Below are 18,984 nucleotides of genomic sequence, written 5' to 3' on the forward strand. Positions count from 1 at the left end.
GCCCCGGCAACTTCCCGCCCGGTCGTGCCGTACGGAAGCCCTGGTCAGCCAGGTTGCATCGGGTCGGTCAGACGCCGATCTCGCGGCGCAGCTTGGCCACGTGGCCGGTGGCGCGGACGTTGTACATGGCCTTGCTGATGACGCCCTCCGGGTCGACGACGAAGGTCGAGCGGATCACGCCGGTGACCGTCTTGCCGTACATCTGCTTCTCGCCGTAGGCGCCCCACTCGGTGAGCACGGCCTTGTCCACATCGGACAGCAGCGGGAAGGTCAGCCCCTCGGCGTCGCGGAACTTGGCCAGCTTCGCCGGCTTGTCGGGGGAGACGCCGAGCACCACGAAGTCGGCGTCGTTGAGCTCGGCGAGGCTGTCGCGGAAGTCGCACGCCTGCTTCGTGCAGCCGGGGGTGCTGGCCGCAGGGTAGAAGTAGACGACCACGTGCTTGCCGCGGAACTCGGCAAGCGACACCGGCTTCTCGTCGGCGTCGGGGAGGGTGAACTCCGGCGCGGGATCGCCGGGGGCCAGGCGCTTCTGCTCGCTCATGGTGGAGACGCTAGAGGGTGCCCCCGACATCGGCTCAGGTGGTCAGCAGCCCGAGCCCGAGCGTGACGACGCCAACGGCCAGCGACAGCGCCCCGAGCCACACGAGGGCGAAGAGCCTGTTCGGCCGGGTGACCTCGCCCCGCCCCATCGAGGAGGCGAAGAACCCCGCGGACATCAGGATGGCGGCCAGCGGGACCCCGACCCGGGCGGCGTAGCCGAGCACGCCGTCCAACGAGGTCGCGTCGGCCAGCACGAGGCAGACCAGGCCCAGCGTGACGAGCACTCCGGCGTGCGCGTGCCCGGCCCTGGCGAAGTCCTTCTGGAACCGCGTCATCGGCACGGCGCCGCGCGCGATCCTGGTGAGGAACCAGCCGCCGACCTCGATGGTCACGATCGACAGCAGGACGGCACCCGCGATCACCTGAGACTGCGGGCTCAACTGGAGGCTGTGCATGGCGGTCTCCGTGGTCGGCGCTACGTTTGAGAACGCTGTTATAAAACACCGTTACGGATGGTTTTGTCAAGCGCGGGAATGCGCCCGGCGCGTGCGGGTTGAACCGGTCATGACGGAGTGGACGCCACTGCGGGCGGTGGAGGGCCAGGCCATGATCGGCGGCGAAGGCCGCTACCGCGTGCGCGGGCGGAGCGAGCACGGAGTGCTGCTGGAGATCACCTATCCGGCGGGGGTGGCCAGTCCGGTCCACGTCCACGACCACGACAGTCACGTGTACCTGATGCGCGGCCATGTCGTCGGCACGCTCGACGGAGAGCCGGTGGAGCTGCGCGCGGGTGAAGTGGTGGTGCACCCGCGCGGAGTGCCGCACTCGGTGGAGGCGGTCGCGGAGAGCACCTGGCTGGAGTTCAAGTCCCCGCCCACGATCCCGTTGGCGTAGCGGGAACGCGGTGATGTGAACGCGGTGATGTGACTGAAGAAGTCGCCGCATTCGGGAGAACCGCGGTGGTTCGGCCCGGCGTCAGCGGGGCTGGTGGGCGGCGAGCTGCATGAGGAACTCGGCGTTGGTCGGCGTCTTGCGCAGGCCGTCGAGCAGCTGGTCGATCCCGTTGTGCTCGCGGGAGCTCAGCGCCCTGCGCAGCGTTCGGGTCACCACGCGCTCCTCGGGGGTGAGCAGCAGGTCGTCACGGCGGGTGCTGGACTGTTCGACGTCGACCGCCGGGAAGACACGCCTGCCCGCGGTCCTGCGGTCCAGCTTCAGCTCGGCGTTGCCGGTGCCCTTGAACTCCTCGTAGGTCACGCCGTCGCCGACGGAGCCGGTCTCGACGAGCGCGGTCGCGAAGATCGTGAGCGAGCCGCCGTTCTCGATGTTCCTCGCGGCGCCGAGGAACCGCTTCGGCGGGTGCAGCGCGCTGACGTCGACGCCGCCGCTGAGGATGCGGCCGGATCCGGGGGCGGCGAGGTTGTACGCGCGGGCGAGCCTCGTCAGCGAGTCCAGCAGCACGACGACGTCGCGGCCGGTCTCCACCAGGCGCTTCGCGCGTTCGATGGCCAGCTCCGCCACGGTGATGTGCTCCGACGGCGGGCGGTCGAAGGTGGCGGCGATGACCTCGCCGGGCATGGAGCGCTGGATGTCGGTGACCTCCTCGGGGCGCTCGCCGACGAGGACGGCCATCAGGTGGCACTCCGGGTGGTTCTTGCTGATCCCGTGCGCGATGTCTTGCAGCACAGTGGTTTTGCCCGCCTTCGGCGGCGCGACGATCAGCGCGCGCTGGCCCTTGCCGACCGGCATGACGAGGTCGATGACCCGGGCGGTGAGCCGGTGCGGTTCGGTCTCCAGGCGCAGTCGCTCGTCCGGGAACAGCGGGGTGAGGTCGGTGAACCGCGCGCGGTCGCGGGCGTTCTCCGGGCTCCGGCCGTTGACACTGTCCACTTCGGACAGTGCGGCGCGCCTGTTCCCCTGCTGTGCGAGGAGTGTTCCGGTGAGCGTGTCGCCGCGGCGCAGCTCGTGCTTGCGGACGAGCGACATGGGGACGGCGAGGCGCTCCCCGTCCGAGGTGTGCAGTGACGCGGAGTTTCCTTGTACGTCAAGGATTCCGGTGATGGTGTTCATGGTGGTCCTTCCGGACAGCGTTGATCGCGGCCGGAGGCGGTCGGCTGCGCACGGCAGAACGCGACGGGACTTCGGCCTTCTGGGGAAGCGACTCCGGATCGACACGTGCCTTCACGTGGAGTGGGGAGTCATCAGATCTCTTGGGGGAGCGGGTGAATCCGCTGGCATCCGGCAAGAGCAGACGCTGTCACGGTACCTCGCCGTCAGGACGCTGGCAAGCGCCAGTGGTCCGGGCCTCGACGAAGCGCCCCGGAGGAGGGGGCCTGGAACGGGCAACGCCCCCCACCGTGCCGGTGGGGGGCGTTGCCGAGACGTCCACAGTGGAGGGACTAGGTCGGGGGCGGGAGCGGTTGCCCGCCTCGGGCGGTGAGCAGGCGGCGGAGGGTCTCGGTCTCCTTGCCCTGGGACAGCAGCATGCTCTGCGCCAGGTTCTTCACCTGGGGGTTGGTCGCGTACTTCGCCGCGTACTCCATCATCTGCACGCCGCCCTGGTGGTGGCGCAGCATCAGCTGGAGGAACATCACGTCCAGCTCGCGGCCGGAGAGGGAGCGCAGGCGCTGCCACTCCTGCTGGGTGTACATGCCCGGCATCGTGACCACGCCCGGGTCGTTGGGGTTGGTCGCCCCGTGGCCGTGCGCCGCCGCCTCGGGGCCGGTCATCCACGTCATGTACTTGCCGGAGGTCGGCAGCTCGGGCTTGTCCCACAGGCCGAGCCAGCCCTCCATGCGGCCGACCTGGCCCAGCTGGCTGGTCTCGATGTCGAAGGCGATCTGGCGGACGGCGTTGTCCGTGCTGTGGTCGCGCGCCCAGCCCGCCATCTGCACCGCCTGGCGGTGGTGCACGCTCATGTCCTGGGCGAAGCCCACGTCGACCGAGTTGCTCGCCGGGACGCCCTGGCCGCCGGGCAGGCCGAGCAGCAGGCCCGCCGCCGCGCCCAGCAACAGGATGGCCACCACCGCCACCGTGGCGACCAGCACGCGCATGCCGGTCGAGGTCCGCTGGCTCTGTTCGTCCCGGTCCCCGCCGATCTCGTCGGCGGGGTCGGGCGCCGTCTCGTCAGCCACCGGTGCCGGGCTGCGGCTGGGGCTGACCCGGCTGACCACCGGGCTGGCCCGGCTGCGTGCCACCCGGCTGGCCGGGCTGCTCCGGCTGCGCGGGCGGCTCGTAGTTCATCGGCTTGGCGTCAGGGCCGGGCGGGGTCGCGTCGAACGGCGGCGGGTTGTCCGGGTCGAACGCGCCGGGGCCGAGCGCGTCGCAGGAGGCGTTCAGCTCCGGGTAGGTGTACTGGTTGCGGCGCAGCGCGTGGATGAACTGGTCGATGCGCGGGTCGTCCGCGCTGTCGACCTTCAGCTGGCGGCCCCACGACTGCAGCGAGATCGGGCGGTCCAGCGTCGGGTACGGCGACATCATGATGAACTGCTGGTTGACGACCTTCTTCTTCAGCGCCTCCAGCGCCGCGCCCTGGACCTTGTCCGGGTGGTAGGCGATCCACACCGCGCCGTGCTCCAGCGAGTGGACCATGTTCTCCGTGCGCACCGGGTTCGGGTAGACGTTGCCCATGCAGGCCGCCCAGTAGCCGTCGTGCGGGCCGCCGAAGGCCGGGGACTGGTCGTAGGCGACCCGGTCGGCGGGGGAGACGTGGCTCTGCGGCTTGTAGTCCTTGGTGACGACGCCCTCGATCTGCTTCGAGGGGTCCTGGTTGGACTGGGACGGGGTGAACGGCGCGAGCGCGTCCAGCTTGGACTGCTTGTCCGCGTACTGGAAGTAGGCGAAGCCGAAGACGCCGCCCGCGAACAGGACGACGACCACGATCGCGGCCACCAAGCCCCAGGGCTTGGGCTTCTTGATCGCCGCTGAAGCCCGTGCGCTGGCGGACCGCCGTGCCTGTTTGCTGTTCTTGCCGCTGGCCATGCCCGTCGGTCCTCGTCTCGTGAACGCCTGTCGCGACCCTCTGCCGCGCGTCAGTGTAAGGACGCCGCGTCAAGTCGTGGTCAGCCCAATGGAGGATTCGTCGCCCAGGGCGCGGGAGCGGGGGGAAGGGTGTTCGCTGCTCCGTCCGGGTATCCCTAGACTTTGTCGGGTGACCCCCGCTGCCCTCGCCGAACTGGTCCGATCCGTTGCCGTCGACGTCCTGACCGCCCGCGGTCTGGACACCGCCGTCCTGCCGGGTCAGGTGACCGTCGAGCGACCGCGCAACCCCGACCACGGCGACTACGCCACCAACCTGGTCATGCAGATCGCCAAGAAACTCGGGGTCAACCCGCGGGAGCTGGCCGGGGAGCTCGCCACCGCCCTCGGCGCCCAGGACGCCGTCGAGACCGCCGAGGTCGCCGGGCCGGGCTTCGTGAACCTGCGGCTCGCCGCCGACGCCACCGCGGGGCTGGTGCGGGCCGTGCTGACCGCCGGTGACGACTACGGCAAGGGCGAGGCGCTGGCCGGCCGCAGGATCAACCTGGAGTTCGTCTCCGCCAACCCGACCGGCCCGATCCACCTCGGCGGCACCCGCTGGGCGGCCGTCGGCGACGCGCTCGGCCGGGTGCTCAGCGCCCAGGGCGCCGACGTCACGCGCGAGTACTACTTCAACGACGCAGGGGCGCAGATCGACCGCTTCGTGAAGTCGCTGGTCGCGGCTGCCAAGGGCGAGCAGGCGCCGGAGGACGGCTACGGCGGCGAGTACATCGGCGAGATCGCAGGCCAGGTCGTCGCGGCCGAGCCGGGCGCGCTGGAGCTGCCGGAGGCCGAGCGCGACGAGACCTTCCGCCGGGTCGGCGTCAACCTGATGTTCGAGCAGATCAAGAAGAGCCTGCACGAGTTCGGCACCGACTTCGACGTCTACTTCCACGAGAACTCGCTGCACCTTTCCGGCGCGGTGGAGAAGGTCACCGAGTCGCTGAAGGCATCCGGCAGCCTCTACGAGAAGGACGGCGCCTGGTGGCTGCGGTCCTCCGACTACGGCGACGACAAGGACCGCGTCGTCATCAAGAGCGACGGCAACACCGCCTACATCGCCGGTGACATCGCCTACTTCCAGGACAAGCGCGCCCGCGGCTTCGACCTGTGCATCTACATGCTCGGCGCGGACCACCACGGCTACATCGCCCGCCTGAAGGCGGCCGCGGCGGCGACCGGTGACGACCCGGCCGCCGTCGAGGTGCTGATCGGCCAGCTCGTCAGCCTGGTCCGCGACGGTAAACCGGTGCGGATGAGCAAACGCGCGGGCACCGTGGTGACCATGGACGACGTCGTCGACGCGATCGGGGTCGACGCCACCCGCTACGCCATGATCCGGGCGTCCGTGGACTCCACGCTCGACATCGACCTGGACACCTGGAGCAAGCGCACCAGCGACAACCCGGTCTTCTACGTGCAGTACGCGCACGCCAGGCTGGCCTCGCTCGGCCGCTCGGCCGCCGACCTCGGTGTCGAGGTGGGCGACGTCGCCGACGCGGACCTCTCGCTGCTCACGCACGAGCGCGAGGGTGACCTGATCCGCACGCTCGGTGAGTTCCCGCGCGTGCTGTCCTCGGCCGCCGACCTGCGCGAGCCGCACCGCGTCGCCCGCTACCTGGAGGAGCTGGCCGCGGCGTACCACAAGTTCTACGACACCTGCCGGGTCCTGCCGCGCGGTGATGAGGAGATCAGCCCGGTGACCGTGCCCCGCCTGCACCTGTGCGCGGCGGCCCGCCAGGTGCTGGCCAACGGACTTGCCCTGCTGGGCGTGAGCGCACCGGAGCGAATGTGAGAGCCCATCCCGCCGGTCCCCGGCACGCCGATGTCATCGTCCCGGCCAACACCGCGGGACCTCGTCCGATCTCCTTCCCGGAGCAGGACGAGCTGCACGCCAACGTCTGGCCGCGCAACGCCAGGCGCACCCGTCAGGGCGCCGTCGAGCTCGCGGGCGTGGACGTCCGCGACCTCGCCGAGCAGTACGGCACGCCGCTGTTCGTGATGGACGAGGCCGACTTCCGCGCCCGCTGCCGGGAGCACGCCGAGGCCTTCGGCGACCCCGCGCTGGTGCACTACGCCTCCAAGGCGTTCCTGTCGGTGGAGATCGCCCGCTGGGTCGCCCAGGAGGGCCTCGGCATCGACGTGTGCAGCGGTGGTGAGCTGGCCATCGCGCTGCGCGCGGACTTCCCGCGCGAGCGGATCGCGTTGCACGGCAACAACAAGTCCGTCGCCGAGCTGTCGGCCGCGCTGGACGCGCGGATCGGCGTTGTCGTCGTCGACTCGTTCCTGGAGATCGCCAGGCTGGACCAGCTCGCCCGCGAGCGCGGTGTGGTGCAGCCGGTCATGATCCGCGTCACAGTCGGCGTCGAGGCGCATACCCACGAGTTCATCGCCACCGCGCACGAGGACCAGAAGTTCGGCTTCTCCCTCGCCTCCGGTGACGCGGCCGACGCCGCGGCGCGGGTGATCAAGGCGGAGGGCCTGTCCCTGGTCGGCCTGCACAGCCACATCGGCTCGCAGATCTACGACGCGGACGGCTTCGAGATCGCCGCGCACCGGGTGATCGGGCTGCTCGCGCAGCTGCGTGCCACCCACGGCGCCGATGCGCTCGCCGACCTGTCCACTGTGGACCTCGGAGGCGGACTCGGTATCGCTTACCTGCCAACGGACAACCCGCCGCCGCCCGCCAAGCTCGCCGAGCAGCTGCTGTCCATTGTGGAGCGTGAGTGCGCGCAGGCCGGCATCCCGGTTCCCAAGGTGGCGGTCGAGCCAGGACGCGCGATCGTCGGGCCGGGCACCGTCACGCTCTACGAGGTCGGCACGATCAAGGACCTGGAGCTCGGCGGCGGCACGCAGCGGCGCTATGTCAGCGTCGACGGCGGGATGAGCGACAACATCCGCACCGCGCTCTACGACGCCGAGTACGACTGCCGCCTGGTCTCCCGCCCCGCCGAGGCGGAGCCGGTGCTGTCCCGAGTAGTGGGCAAGCATTGTGAGTCCGGGGACGTTCTGGTGCGAGACTGCTGGTTGCCGGGTGACATCGCGCCCGGTGACCTGCTCGCGGTGGCCGCGACCGGTGCCTACTGCTACGCCATGGCCAACAGCTACAACCGGCTGGTCAGGCCCGCTGTCGTCGCGGTGAGCGACGGCAAGGCCCGGGTGCTGCTGCGGCGTGAGACCGAGGAAGACCTCTTCCGCCTGGAGGCCTGAGTTGAGCACACCGGTTGAGCCGATCAAAGTCGCGCTGCTCGGCTGCGGCACGGTCGGCACCGAGGTGGTGCGCCTGCTGCACGAGCAGGCCGACGACCTGGCGGCGCGCGTCGGGGCTCCGGTCGAGCTGACCGGGATCGCGGTCCGCCGCCCCAACAAGCACCGCGACGTGCCCGCCGAGCTGCTCACCACCGACGCGACCGCGCTGGTCGCCAGGGACGACGTCGACGTCGTCGTCGAGGTGATCGGCGGCATCGAGCCCGTGCGCACGCTGCTGGTCGACGCGCTGTCCTCCGGCAAGTCCGTCGTGACCGCGAACAAGGCGCTGCTCGCGGAGAACGGCGGCGAGCTGTTCACCGCCGCCGACGCCTCGGGCGCCGACCTCTACTTCGAGGCCGCCGTCGCCGGTGCCATCCCGCTGCTGCGCCCGCTGCGGGAGTCCCTCGCCGGAGACCGCATCACGCGCGTGATGGGCATCGTCAACGGCACCACCAACTACATCCTCTCCGCGATGGACGCGACCGGGGCGGGCTACGCCGAGGCGCTGGAGGAGGCCAGCAGGCTCGGCTACGCCGAGGCCGACCCGACCGCGGACGTCGACGGGTTCGACGCCGCGGCCAAGGCGGCCATCCTGGCCTCGATCGCCTTCCACACCAGGGTCACCGCCGCCGACGTGCACCGCGAGGGCATCTCCTCGGTGACCGCGGCCGACATCGCCGCCGCCCGTTCGCTCGGCCGCACCGTGAAGCTGCTGGCGATCTGCGAGCGGGTCACCGACGACGCGGGAACCGAGTCCGTCTCGGTCCGCGTGCACCCCGCGATGATCCCGCGCTCGCACCCCCTCGCCGGGGTCGGCGGCGCGTTCAACGCGGTCTTCGTCGAGGCCGACGCAGCGGGGCAGCTCATGTTCTACGGGCAGGGCGCCGGTGGCGCGCCGACCGCGAGCGCCGTGCTCGGCGACCTGGTCGCGGTGGCCCGCAACCGGGTGGCCAGCGGCAGGGGGCCGCGCGAGTCGGCCTACGCCGAGCTGCCCGTCCGGCCGATGGGCCAGACCGGCACGGCCTACCACATCAGCCTTGACGTCGCCGACCAACCGGGCGTGTTGACGCAGGTGGCAGCGGTCTTCGCCGAGCACGGCGTGAGCATCGCGGCCGTGCGGCAGGAGGGCCGCGACAACGAGCCCTCCGCGAGCCTGGTGGTGGTCACCCACGCCGCCCCCGACGCCGCCCTTCGGTCCACAGTGGACAAGGTCGCGGGACTGCCCGTCGTGCGCGAGGTGGTCAGCGTGATGCGTGTCGAGGGCGAGGAACAGTGACCACAACGCACAACCCGGTCAGCGCGGGCTGGCCGGGGATCATCAACGCCTACCGGGACCGCGTCGCCGTCCCGGACGGCGCGCGGATCGTCACGCTGCACGAGGGTGGGACCCCGCTGCTGGAGGCTCCGCACCTGTCGGAGCTCGTCGGCTGCCGCGTGCTGCTCAAGGTGGAGGGGCTCAACCCCACGGGCTCCTTCAAGGACCGGGGCATGACCGTGGCCATGACCCACGCCCTCGCCGAGGGAAGCAAGGCGGTCATCTGCGCCTCCACCGGCAACACCTCGGCGTCGGCGGCGGCCTACGCCACCAGGGCGGGCCTCACCAGCGCGGTGCTCGTGCCGCGCGGCAAGATCGCGCTCGGCAAGCTGGCCCAGGCGGTCGCGCACGGCGCGCGCATCCTCCAGGTGGACGGCAACTTCGACGACTGCCTTGAGCTGGCTCGGAAAACCGCGGCGGAGTACCCCATCGCGCTGGTCAACTCGCTCAACCCGGTGCGCATCGAGGGGCAGAAGACCGCGGCGTTCGAGATCTGCGACGTGCTCGGCCGCGCGCCGGACGTCCACTGCCTCCCCGTCGGCAACGCGGGCAACATCACCGCGTACTGGAAGGGGTACTCGGAGTACGCGGCCGACGGCGTCGTCGAGGCCGCGCCGAGGATGTTCGGTTTCCAGGCCGCGGGCGCGGCTCCGCTGGTGCACGGCGCTCCGATCCCCAACCCGGAGACCATCGCGACGGCGATCAGGATCGGCAGCCCCGCGTCGTGGAACGGCGCCATCACGGCGAAAACCGACTCCAACGGCCTGATCGACGCGGTGACCGACGAGCAGATCCTCGACGCGTACCGGCTGCTCTCCGCGCGCGAGGGCGTCTTCGTCGAGCCGGCGTCGGCGGCCAGCGTCGCCGGTCTGCTGCTCACCTCGGCCGACGGGCGGCTGCCGAAGGACGCGCTCGTGGTGTGCACGGTGACCGGCAACGGCTTGAAGGACCCCGACACGGCGCTGCGCGACATGCCCGAGGTGGAGGCGCTCCCGGTGGAGCCCGGCGTCATCGCCTCCGCGCTCAGTCTGGGGTGAGTTCTTTGGAGAGCACGGGTGTCCGGGTCAGGGTCCCCGCGTCGACGGCGAACCTGGGTTCTGGCTTCGACGCGCTCGGCATGGCTCTGGCCATGCACGACGTGGTGGAGGTGGAGCTCGCCGACGACGGCCTGCGGGTCGAGGTCGTCGGCGAGGGCGCTGGCCAGGTCCCGGCCGACGAGTCGCACCTGGTGGTCCGCGCGGTGCGGGCCGCGTTCGACGCGTGCGGCTTCGACGCGCCCGGTCTGCGGCTTCGATGTCATAACGTGATCCCGCACGCGCGGGGCCTCGGGTCCTCGGCGGCGGCCGTGGTCGCGGGCGTCGCGGCGGGCTACGCACTCGCCGGGCACAAGCTCGATGACGACGCGCTGCACCTGGCCGCCGACTTCGAAGGACACGCCGACAACGCGGCGGCCAGCTTCCACGGCGGAGCGGTGATCGCCTGGCACGACGGGCTCAAACACCGCGCCGTGCGCGTCGAACCGCATCCGGGGGTGGCGCCCGTGGCGTTCGTGCCCCAGGTCACATCGTCGACCGCGACGACGCGCGGGCTGCTGCCGGAGCGGGTGCCGCACCGCGACGCCGCCTTCGCCTCGGGCCGGGCCGCGCTGGCCGTGCACGCCATCACCACCCGACCTGACCTGCTGCTGGACGCGACCGCGGACCGGTTGCACCAGGAGTACCGCCGGCCCGCGTGGCCGGAGTCGATGCGATTGGTGGATGCCTTGCGGGAAGCGGGAATCGCGGCCGCGATCTCCGGGGCGGGGCCCACGGTGCTCGCGCTGCCCGCCGGTGGCGCGCTGCCGGAGGGCCTGCCGCTGAGCGGGTTCACCGCGCACCGGCTGCCGGTGGACACCGAGGGCGTGCGGGCCGAGCCGTTGCGCTGATCGGGTCGAGCAAGGCCGAATGAGTCGATCTTCCTCACCCGGATGCGCTAAAGCACAGGTAGACAAGGCCGTTCGCGGCGCGTCGGAGGTGCCCGGTTGTTGCACCGGTCTGCGGCGGGGTCTACGCTTTGCAGCATCAGTCACCGCGCGCACGGTCGCCGGTGCAGTTCCCGGACTCCATGTCTCCGGGTCGCATCTCCCGTTGAGAGTTGACCTTGTGGCCCAACCACGACACAGGGTCGGCACGCTCGGGTACCTGACCGCCGTAGTGACTGAGAAGTTCTGTATCGGTGGCCCAGTTTGCCTGCGATACCCCAAGGTTCCGCAAGGCCCGCCGAGACTGGACTGATGCGCTGTTCCCGCGTCCCGCGGTGGCGGCGCTCCGCTGGTCCGCGTAGGAGGCGCGTTCCGGTCAGGAAGGACATGTGTGAGCGACACAGAACTGTTGAGCAGCGGCGCCGCCGGCGCTGAGGCCACCCCTGCGGCCAACGGGGCCGCGCCCAAGCGGCGCGGCGGCCTCTCCGGGATGGTGCTGGCCGAGCTCCGCCAACTCGCGGGAGAGTTGGGGATCGGCAACACCAGCGGGATGCGCAAGGGCGACCTGATCGCTGCCATCAAGGAGCGCCAGGGCGGGGGGTCCGGAGCGCGCAAGCCGCAGGCGGCGCAGCTTCCGCTGCCCGAGGCCGAGAGCGCTCCTGCCAAGGCCAAGGCCGCGCCGTCGGAGCGCAAGGCCACCCCGGCCGCCGAGCCCGACGCCGCTGGCGGCGACGCCCGCCGCAGCCGCAGGCGCCGCGCGGTCAGCCGCCCCGCGGGCAGCCCGGACGGCGAGCGCGCCGACTCCGACGCCCAGTCCGCCCCGGCCGTCGTCGACGACAAGCCGGCGGAGAAGTCCGAGGCGCAGCAGCACGAGAAGGCCCAGCGCCAGGACAAGTCCGACTCCGGCCGCGGTGACCGCAACGAGCGTCGCAACGAGCGCGGTGGCGACCGCGCCGAGCGCGGCGACCGTGGTGAGCAGAGCGAGCGCGGCGACCGGTCCGAGCGTGGCGAGCGTGGTGACCGCGGCGAGCGCGGCGACCGTGGCGACCGTGGCGAGCGCAACGAGCGCGGTGGCCGTGGCCGCAACCGGGACGACCGGGGTGACCGCGGTGACCGGGGCCAGCAGCGCGAGCGCGAGCAGGTCCGCGACGACGAGGATGACGAGGACGGCGGCCGCAGGCGTGGCCGGCGCTTCCGCGACCGCCGCCGCAACCGCGGCCGTGGCGAGGACGGCGGCCGTGGCTCCGGCTCCTCCGGTGGTGACCGCGAGACCGAGGTCCGCGAGGACGACGTCCTGCTGCCGGTCGCTGGCATCCTCGACGTGCTGGACAACTACGCGTTCGTCCGCACCTCGGGCTACCTCTCCGGGCCGAACGACGTCTACGTCTCGCTGTCCCTGGTGCGCCGCCACGGCCTGCGCCGGGGCGACGCGATCACCGGTGCGGTGCGCCAGCCCCGCGACGGTGAGCAGCAGCGGCAGAAGTTCAACCCGCTGGTCCGGGTGGACACCATCAACGGCCTGGAGCCGGAGGCGGCGCGCAACCGCCCCGAGTTCACCAAGCTGACGCCGCTGTACCCGAACGACCGGCTCCGCCTGGAGACCGAGCCGCACATCCTCACCACCCGCGTCATCGACCTGGTGATGCCGATCGGCAAGGGGCAGCGCGCGCTGATCGTGTCCCCGCCGAAGGCCGGTAAGACCTCGGTGCTGCAGGCGATCGCCAACGCGATCACCAAGAACAACCCCGAGTGCTACCTGATGGTCGTGCTGGTGGACGAGCGGCCCGAAGAGGTCACCGACATGCAGCGCTCGGTCAAGGGTGAGGTCATCGCCTCCACCTTCGACCGCCCGCCCGCCGACCACACCACCGTCGCCGAGCTGTCCATCGAGCGGGCCAAGCGCCTGGTCGAGGCCGGTCACGACGTGGTCGTGCTGCTGGACTCCATCACCCGCCTCGGCCGCGCCTACAACCTGGCGGCCCCGGCGTCCGGCCGGATCCTCTCCGGTGGTGTGGACTCCACGGCGCTCTACCCGCCCAAGCGCTTCCTCGGCGCGGCGCGCAACATCGAGGGTGGCGGTTCGCTGACCATCTTCGCCACCGCGCTGGTGGAGACCGGTTCCACCATGGACACGGTCATCTTCGAGGAGTTCAAGGGCACCGGCAACGCGGAGCTCAAGCTGGACCGCAAGATCGCCGACAAGCGCACCTTCCCCGCGGTGGACGTGGACGCGTCCGGTACCCGCAAGGAGGAGCTGCTGCTCTCGCCGGACGAGCTCGCGGTCACGCACAAGCTGCGTCGCGTGCTCTCGGCACTGGACGACCAGCAGGCGATCGACCTGCTGCTCACCCAGCTGCGCAAGTCGCGCACCAACATCGAGTTCCTGATGCAGGTCGCGAAGAACAGCCCCGGCGGAAGCAACGACGACTGAGTCCTCGCTCCCGCCACGACGGCCCCCGCCACTTCCCGGCGGGGGCCGTCGCGCGTTCGACACCGGAGTTCTGTCCGATGAACGAGAATCCTTGTCGGGATTGTGCGCACTGAATTCCGTGAATGGTTGCTCCTTGACGCAAGGGGAGCCGACTGGTGGTTGTAACCCGTTACTTCGAAGAGCGGTCGATCTCGAAAAACACTGAGATCAACGACGCTCCGCGATTGGGCCATTGCGGTGACAGGATGGTCCGGACCTGGTCCAACCGGTGGCTGCCAGGTAAGCAACTACGTGGGGATCACGGCAGATCCGGGGCGGGAGGCATCGGCGCGTGCGGGCGCGACTTCGTGGTGACAAGCGCTGGTTCGACATCGGCGCGGTCGTCGTCCTCCTCATCGCCGACGCGGGTGCCGCGAGCGCTCTCTCCGCTGATGCGCGGGAGGCGGTGGCGGCCGTCGCGTTCGCGTTCCTCGTGCACGGTCCGCTCGTCCAGCGCCGCCGGTGGCCGGTCGCAGTCGCTGTCCTGGTGGCGGCCGGGGTCATCGGGCGGAGCCTGCTCGACGTGCCCAACCTGACCGCGGAGCTACCGCTGCTGTTGGCAGCGCACGCGCTCGGAACCGTTGCCCCGCAACAACATCGTTTCCCGATCGCCGCTCTCGCGGGAGTGGTCGCGGTCGCCTGCGCGCTGTCCGGTTCGACCGGGCCGAGTGGCTGGTTGCTGACGGGGGTCGCCGTGGCAGGAGCCTGCCTGGTCGGCGCGGAGCACCGGCGGTACTCGGAGCTCCTGCGCCGGTCGCTGCGCGAGCAACGGGGCAGGCGGGCGCGGGAGCTGGCTGATGAACGCACCCGGATCGCGGCTGACCTGCACGATGTCGTCGGCCACCACCTCAGCGCGATCAGCGTGCAGACGTACCTGCTCGACGATCTCGCTCGCGGTCAGCAGCCGGAGCTCGCACGCGCGGCCAGTGGCATCCGGGAGAGCGGCAGGCGGGCGGTCACCGAGCTCGGCGACCTGGTCGCGGAGCTGCGCTCCGAAATCGGAGCCCCTCGGCACGGCGTCGACGGGATTCCCGAGCTCGTCCGCGCGGCGGGCGTCGCGGGCAACGATGTCGAACTGCGATTTGGGGAAATGCCGGAGACCCTGCCCGCCGAGGTTGGGGTGGAGACCTACCGGGTACTGCGTGAGGCGCTGACGAATGTGGTCAAGCACTCCTCGCCGACGAGGGTGGTCGTCCAGCTCGGAGCCGTCGGCGGAGTGCTGCGGGTGACCGTCGCCAACGACCGGTGTCGCACCGACCGGCCGCGACGCCTGTTCCCCGGGACCGGGTTCGGCGTGCGCGGGATGCGGGAGCGGGTGCGACGCCTCGGCGGCCGCCTTGAGGCGGGCAGGGTCGCCGGGGGCGGGTACCGCGTGCGGGCCATGATCCCGTTGGACGCCAACCGCGAGGTCGAGAGCGTCGTAGACCGCGGATCGTGCTGCTGCTCGTAGTAGGTGGATTGAGTGACTGGGGTGTTCGGATCGACGGATCCGATTCGGGTGCTGCTCGCCGACGACGACGTCGTCGTGCGCACCGGGCTGGCGGCGTTGTTGGCGCGGCGCCCGCCGATCGAGGTCGTCGGCGAGGCCGCCGACGGGCTCTCCGCGTTGGGTGCCGCGCTCAGCCTGCGGCCGCACGTGCTGGTGATGGACGTCCGGATGCCGGTGATGGACGGGATCACCGCGACGCGGCGGCTGCTCGCCGACTGGACCACGCCCGAGCCGAGGCCGAGGGTGCTGATGCTGAGCACCTTCGACTCCGACGAGTACGTGCACTCCGCGTTGCAGGCGGGGGCGAGCGGCTTCCTGCGCAAGGACGCCTCGCCGGACGAGATCGCCCACGCGGTCCGGGTGGTCGCGGCCGGGGACGGCATGCTCAGCCCGGGGGTGACCAGCAGGCTCATCGAGCACACCGTGCGGCGGCTGGTCGAGCCGGAGCGGCTGGACCCGGTCAGCACCGAGATGCTCACCAGGCGCGATGTGGACGTGGTCCGGCTGGTCGCGGCGGGGTTGTCCAACGCCGGGATCGCCCAGGAGCTCGGCCTGAGCGAGCCGTCGGTGAAGAACCGGGTGACCAAGGTCCTCGCCAAGCTGGGGCTGGACAACCGGGTGCAGCTGGCGATCTTCGCGCTGAAGGTCGGCCTGGCGAAGCTGTCCAGCGACTGAGCGGTGCCCCGCTGCGGTGCGGTCCACGCGGCGAGATGACCCGCGTCGGTGCGTCCGGGGTTCGGCGCTGGCCAGGGAGGACGTGCGGGGCGTGTCCGGTGAGTCGTCCCGATGCCCGAGGTGGCGGGCCGATCCGGCGCCGCGCGCGCCCCGGGTTTGCGCGTTTTGTCACCTTGTTGCGCGAGAGAGCGTTCTCAATTCGCGTCAAGGTGACAAAACGCGAAGCGAAGGGCACTCGCCTTCCCGGAGGCGGGAGGTCAGGTGCCCATGACGAGCTGGTCCTCGTCCTCCTGGGACTCCCGCTCGCGCCGGTGGAGCCGGTGCAGCCCGATCGCCAGCACCCCGGTGGCCAGCACGCCGACCGCGGCCGACGGCAGCGCCGGGACCAGGGTCCCGTCCAGGAATATCCCGCCGACGAGCAGCGTTGTCGCCCATGGCCAGCGCAGCCAGTGCCGCTGCCAGGTGGCGCGCCACTCGACCTCGCCGCCGGTGGCGACGGCGAGCGCGGCGGCGGCACCGAAAAGTGCGCTGCTCAGCTCCACTGGTGACCCGCTGACCAGCAACAACAGCCCGTTCAAGCCCGCGACCATGCCGACGAACAGCAGCGGCAGCCCCAGCCAGCCGGCCAGGGAGATGCGACGTCCCGCTGAGCACTCCACGTGGTCAGTTTGCTGCCCAGCGTGAGAAGGGGAAGATGTTCACGTTCCGGTCGCGCCGGGTGGTCGCTGGGGTGCGGCGGAAGGCCCGTTCGGGCCGACCGGCGGGTGGGTGTTGGGCAAATGCCGACGTCCGCGGGCGTCTGGCACACTGTTAGGTCGAAGTCTGGCACCGGTTCACCCCGAAGCTCCGCACGCGGGGACCCGGCGGCCGTCGAGAGAAGAGGACACACAGGTGAAGAGCAACATCCACCCGGACTACGTGGTCACCAACGTGACCTGCGGCTGTGGCAACAGCTTCACGACGCACAGCACCAAGAAGTCCGGTGCGATCCACGTCGAGGTCTGCTCCAACTGCCACCCGTTCTACACGGGCAAGCAGAAGATCCTGGACACCGGCGGCCGCGTGGCTCGCTTCGAGGCGCGCTACGGCAAGCGCTCGAAGTAGGCCCCACCACGCTGACGCGCCCGTCCGGAGCTGATCCGGACGGGCGCTTCGCGTGTCTGCGCGGGCACTTGTCACACTTGGCCGACCCTCAACCTCCGGAGCACCCGTGACTCGATCCGTGGCCGAATCCCTCGACGCGTTGCTGGCCGAGCACGCCGAACTGGAGGGTCGCCTCGCCGATCCCGACGTGCACTCCGACCCGGTCGCCGCGCGCAAGCTCGGCAGGCGCTACGCCGAGTTGGCCCCCATCGCGCTGACCGCGAGGGAGCTGGACGGCCTGCGCTCCGACCTGGCCGCCGCCAAGGAGCTGGCCAAGGAGGACTCCTCCTTCGCCGAGGAGGCCGACGAGCTGGCCGCCCGCATCCCCTCGGTGGAGGCCAAGCTCACCGAGCTGCTGCTGCCGCGCGACCCGCACGACTCCGCCGACGTGGTCATGGAGATCAAGTCCGGCGAGGGCGGCGAGGAGTCGGCGCTGTTCGCCGGCGACCTGCTGCGCATGTACCTGCGCTTCGCCGAGCGGCAGGGCTGGCGCACCGAGCTGCTCGACGAGGTCCGCTCCGACCTCAACGGCCACAAGGACGCCACCGTGGCGATCAAGGGCCGCGGCGAGGGGCCGGACGGCGTGTGGGCGAAGCTGAAGTTCGAGGGCGGCGTGCACCGCGTGCAGCGGGTGCCGGTGACCGAGTCGCAGGGCCGCATCCACACCTCCGCCGCCGGTGTCCTTGTCTACCCGGAGGCCGAGGACGTCGAGGTCGAGATCGACGAGAAGGACCTGCGCGTCGACGTGTTCCGCTCCTCGGGCAAGGGCGGTCAGAGCGTCAACACCACCGACTCGGCGGTCCGGATCACCCACCTGCCGACCGGTGTCGTGGTGTCGTGCCAGAACGAGCGCTCGCAGCTGCAGAACAAGGCCCGCGCCATGCAGGTGCTGCGGTCGCGGTTGCAGGCGATCGCCGAGGAGCAGGCGGCGCAGAACGCCTCCGACGCCCGGCGCAGCCAGATCCGCACCGTGGACCGCTCCGAGCGCATCCGCACGTACAACTTCCCGGAGAACCGGATCTCCGACCACCGGGTGAACTACAAGGCCTACAACCTCGACCAGGTGCTCGACGGGGACCTGGACGGCGTGCTCAAGGCGCTGGCCGAGGCCGACCGCGCGGAGCGGCTCGGACAGCAGGGGTGATCATGACCGGGTGCCCAGCGTGAACAACCGACAGCCCCTGCGCCTCGCCGTCATGGACGCCGAGCGCATCCTCGCCACCGCGGGGGTGGCCAGTCCCAGGGTGGACGCGGAACTGCTCGCCGCCCACGTGCTCGGCGTCGAGCGCGGACGTCTGCCGCTGATCCCCCTGGTCGACCCGGCCTCGATCGAGCAGCTGCACAAGCTCGTCCGCCGCCGCGCCACCAGGGAGCCGCTGCAGCACATCCTCGGCTGGTCGGTCATGGGCCGGGTGCCCCTGGACGTGGGCCCCGGCGTGTTCATCCCGCGCCCGGAGACCGAGCTGCTGCTGGAGTGGGGCCTGCGGCTGCTGGCCGACGTGCCGAAGCCGGTGGTGGTGGACCTGTGCACCGGCTCGGGAGCGCTGGCACTCGGCTTCGCCCACGAACGCCCCGACGCGGTGGTGCACGCGGTCGAGCTGGACCAGAGGGCGCTGGCCTGGGCCCGCCACAACGCCGATGCCCGGGCGCAGAACGGCGACACCCCGATCCGCCTGCACTCCGGCGACGTGACCGACCCGCGCCTGCTGACGGAGCTGGACGGCACGGTCCACCTGGTCCTGTGCAACCCGCCCTACGTCCCCGAGGGCACGCCGGTCCCGCCGGAGGTGGCGGACTACGACCCGCACCGCGCGGTCTTCGCCGACGACGAGGGCCTGGCGGTGATCCGCCACGTGGTGACGGCGGCGGCCCGCCTCCTCCGCCCGGGCGGAGGTGTGGCGATCGAGCACGACGACACCCACGGCACGGCGGTTCCCGACCTCCTCTCCACCCGCAAGGTCCTCACCTCCGTCACCCCCCACCCCGACCTCACCGGCCGCCCCCGCTTCACCACCGCCATTCGCGGGCTTATGGACGGGTTCAGCGCGCCGAGATAGTCCATAAGCCCGCGAATGGCCGAGTTGTCCACAGGTTCGGGAAAGTGGGGGCCGGGTGGGGCGGGGTAGCGC

The 18,984-nt window shown here is 71.2% G+C and carries 17 protein-coding genes and 1 pseudogene; 12 read left to right on the top strand and 6 right to left on the bottom strand.

Going from position 1 to position 18,984, the window contains the following annotated elements:
- Positions 1–67 precede the first annotated feature (67 nt).
- Both bcp and ACFFQA_RS18110 read right to left on the bottom strand, forming a co-directional pair.
- The gene (bcp, locus tag ACFFQA_RS18105) at positions 68–541 is read right to left on the bottom strand and encodes a thioredoxin-dependent thiol peroxidase (RefSeq protein WP_377853258.1); all 474 of its coding nucleotides are present in this window, start codon (positions 539–541) and stop codon (positions 68–70) included.
- Between the two features lie 34 nt (positions 542–575).
- Positions 576–995, bottom strand: coding sequence for a hypothetical protein (locus tag ACFFQA_RS18110; RefSeq protein ID WP_377853260.1), 420 nt, complete (start codon positions 993–995; stop codon positions 576–578).
- A gap of 109 nt (positions 996–1,104) precedes the next feature.
- Here ACFFQA_RS18110 and ACFFQA_RS18115 point away from each other — a divergent pair, with 109 nt between their 5' ends.
- On the top strand, positions 1,105–1,434 hold the full coding sequence (locus ACFFQA_RS18115) for a cupin domain-containing protein (protein ID WP_377853262.1): 330 nt from the start codon (positions 1,105–1,107) through the stop codon (positions 1,432–1,434).
- Between the two features lie 81 nt (positions 1,435–1,515).
- Here ACFFQA_RS18115 and rho (ACFFQA_RS18120) read toward each other — a convergent pair.
- The 3 genes and pseudogenes from rho (ACFFQA_RS18120) to ACFFQA_RS18130 form a co-directional block, all read right to left on the bottom strand.
- Positions 1,516–2,598: pseudogene (gene rho, locus ACFFQA_RS18120) on the bottom strand (transcription termination factor Rho); the annotation flags it as partial.
- 338 nt (positions 2,599–2,936) lie between these two features.
- Positions 2,937–3,671 carry a DUF305 domain-containing protein gene (locus ACFFQA_RS18125; protein ID WP_377853264.1) on the bottom strand — a complete coding sequence of 245 codons (735 nt, stop codon included), beginning with the start codon at positions 3,669–3,671 and terminating at the stop codon, positions 2,937–2,939.
- Complete coding sequence (locus ACFFQA_RS18130) at positions 3,664–4,518, bottom strand: thioredoxin-like domain-containing protein (RefSeq protein WP_377853266.1); 855 nt, start codon at positions 4,516–4,518, stop codon at positions 3,664–3,666. Before ACFFQA_RS18130 ends, ACFFQA_RS18125 begins: the two co-directional genes overlap by 8 nt.
- 169 nt (positions 4,519–4,687) lie before the next feature.
- Here ACFFQA_RS18130 and argS point away from each other — a divergent pair, with 169 nt between their 5' ends.
- From argS to ACFFQA_RS18170, 8 genes are all read left to right on the top strand, one after another.
- The gene (gene argS / locus ACFFQA_RS18135) at positions 4,688–6,349 is read left to right on the top strand and encodes an arginine--tRNA ligase (RefSeq protein ID WP_377853268.1); all 1,662 of its coding nucleotides are present in this window, start codon (positions 4,688–4,690) and stop codon (positions 6,347–6,349) included.
- On the top strand, positions 6,346–7,764 hold the full coding sequence (lysA, locus tag ACFFQA_RS18140) for a diaminopimelate decarboxylase (RefSeq protein ID WP_377853270.1): 1,419 nt from the start codon (positions 6,346–6,348) through the stop codon (positions 7,762–7,764). The genes argS and lysA overlap by 4 nt, the downstream gene beginning before the upstream one ends.
- Position 7,765: 1 nt before the next feature.
- Positions 7,766–9,079: a homoserine dehydrogenase gene (locus ACFFQA_RS18145; RefSeq protein WP_377853272.1), complete on the top strand. Its 1,314-nt coding sequence runs from the start codon at positions 7,766–7,768 to the stop codon at positions 9,077–9,079.
- Positions 9,076–10,155 carry a threonine synthase gene (gene thrC / locus ACFFQA_RS18150; RefSeq protein ID WP_377853274.1) on the top strand — a complete coding sequence of 360 codons (1,080 nt, stop codon included), beginning with the start codon at positions 9,076–9,078 and terminating at the stop codon, positions 10,153–10,155. Before ACFFQA_RS18145 ends, thrC begins: the two co-directional genes overlap by 4 nt.
- A gap of 5 nt (positions 10,156–10,160) precedes the next feature.
- Positions 10,161–11,042: a homoserine kinase gene (gene thrB, locus ACFFQA_RS18155; protein WP_377853276.1), complete on the top strand. Its 882-nt coding sequence runs from the start codon at positions 10,161–10,163 to the stop codon at positions 11,040–11,042.
- 427 nt (positions 11,043–11,469) lie between these two features.
- Positions 11,470–13,509: a transcription termination factor Rho gene (rho, locus tag ACFFQA_RS18160; RefSeq protein ID WP_377853278.1), complete on the top strand. Its 2,040-nt coding sequence runs from the start codon at positions 11,470–11,472 to the stop codon at positions 13,507–13,509.
- Between the two features lie 331 nt (positions 13,510–13,840).
- Positions 13,841–14,998, top strand: coding sequence for a sensor histidine kinase (locus ACFFQA_RS18165; protein WP_377853280.1), 1,158 nt, complete (start codon positions 13,841–13,843; stop codon positions 14,996–14,998).
- Positions 14,999–15,010: 12 nt separating this feature from the next.
- The gene (locus ACFFQA_RS18170) at positions 15,011–15,712 is read left to right on the top strand and encodes a response regulator (protein ID WP_377853282.1); all 702 of its coding nucleotides are present in this window, start codon (positions 15,011–15,013) and stop codon (positions 15,710–15,712) included.
- 257 nt (positions 15,713–15,969) lie between these two features.
- On the opposite strand, the gene ACFFQA_RS18175 is transcribed toward ACFFQA_RS18170, so the two are convergent.
- On the bottom strand, positions 15,970–16,371 hold the full coding sequence (locus ACFFQA_RS18175) for a hypothetical protein (protein ID WP_377853284.1): 402 nt from the start codon (positions 16,369–16,371) through the stop codon (positions 15,970–15,972).
- A 232-nt stretch (positions 16,372–16,603) separates the two neighbouring features.
- Here ACFFQA_RS18175 and rpmE point away from each other — a divergent pair, with 232 nt between their 5' ends.
- The 3 genes from rpmE to prmC all read left to right on the top strand — a co-directional run bounded on the left by rpmE (position 16,604) and on the right by prmC (position 18,912).
- On the top strand, positions 16,604–16,816 hold the full coding sequence (rpmE, locus tag ACFFQA_RS18180; RefSeq protein ID WP_377853286.1) for a 50S ribosomal protein L31: 213 nt from the start codon (positions 16,604–16,606) through the stop codon (positions 16,814–16,816).
- Positions 16,817–16,922: 106 nt separating this feature from the next.
- On the top strand, positions 16,923–17,999 hold the full coding sequence (gene prfA, locus ACFFQA_RS18185; RefSeq protein WP_377853288.1) for a peptide chain release factor 1: 1,077 nt from the start codon (positions 16,923–16,925) through the stop codon (positions 17,997–17,999).
- Positions 18,000–18,051: 52 nt separating this feature from the next.
- On the top strand, positions 18,052–18,912 hold the full coding sequence (gene prmC, locus ACFFQA_RS18190) for a peptide chain release factor N(5)-glutamine methyltransferase (protein WP_377853424.1): 861 nt from the start codon (positions 18,052–18,054) through the stop codon (positions 18,910–18,912).
- Positions 18,913–18,984: the final 72 nt, after the last annotated feature.

This window comes from Allokutzneria oryzae (assembly GCF_042429765.1).
GTDB lineage: Bacteria > Actinomycetota > Actinomycetes > Mycobacteriales > Pseudonocardiaceae > Allokutzneria > Allokutzneria oryzae.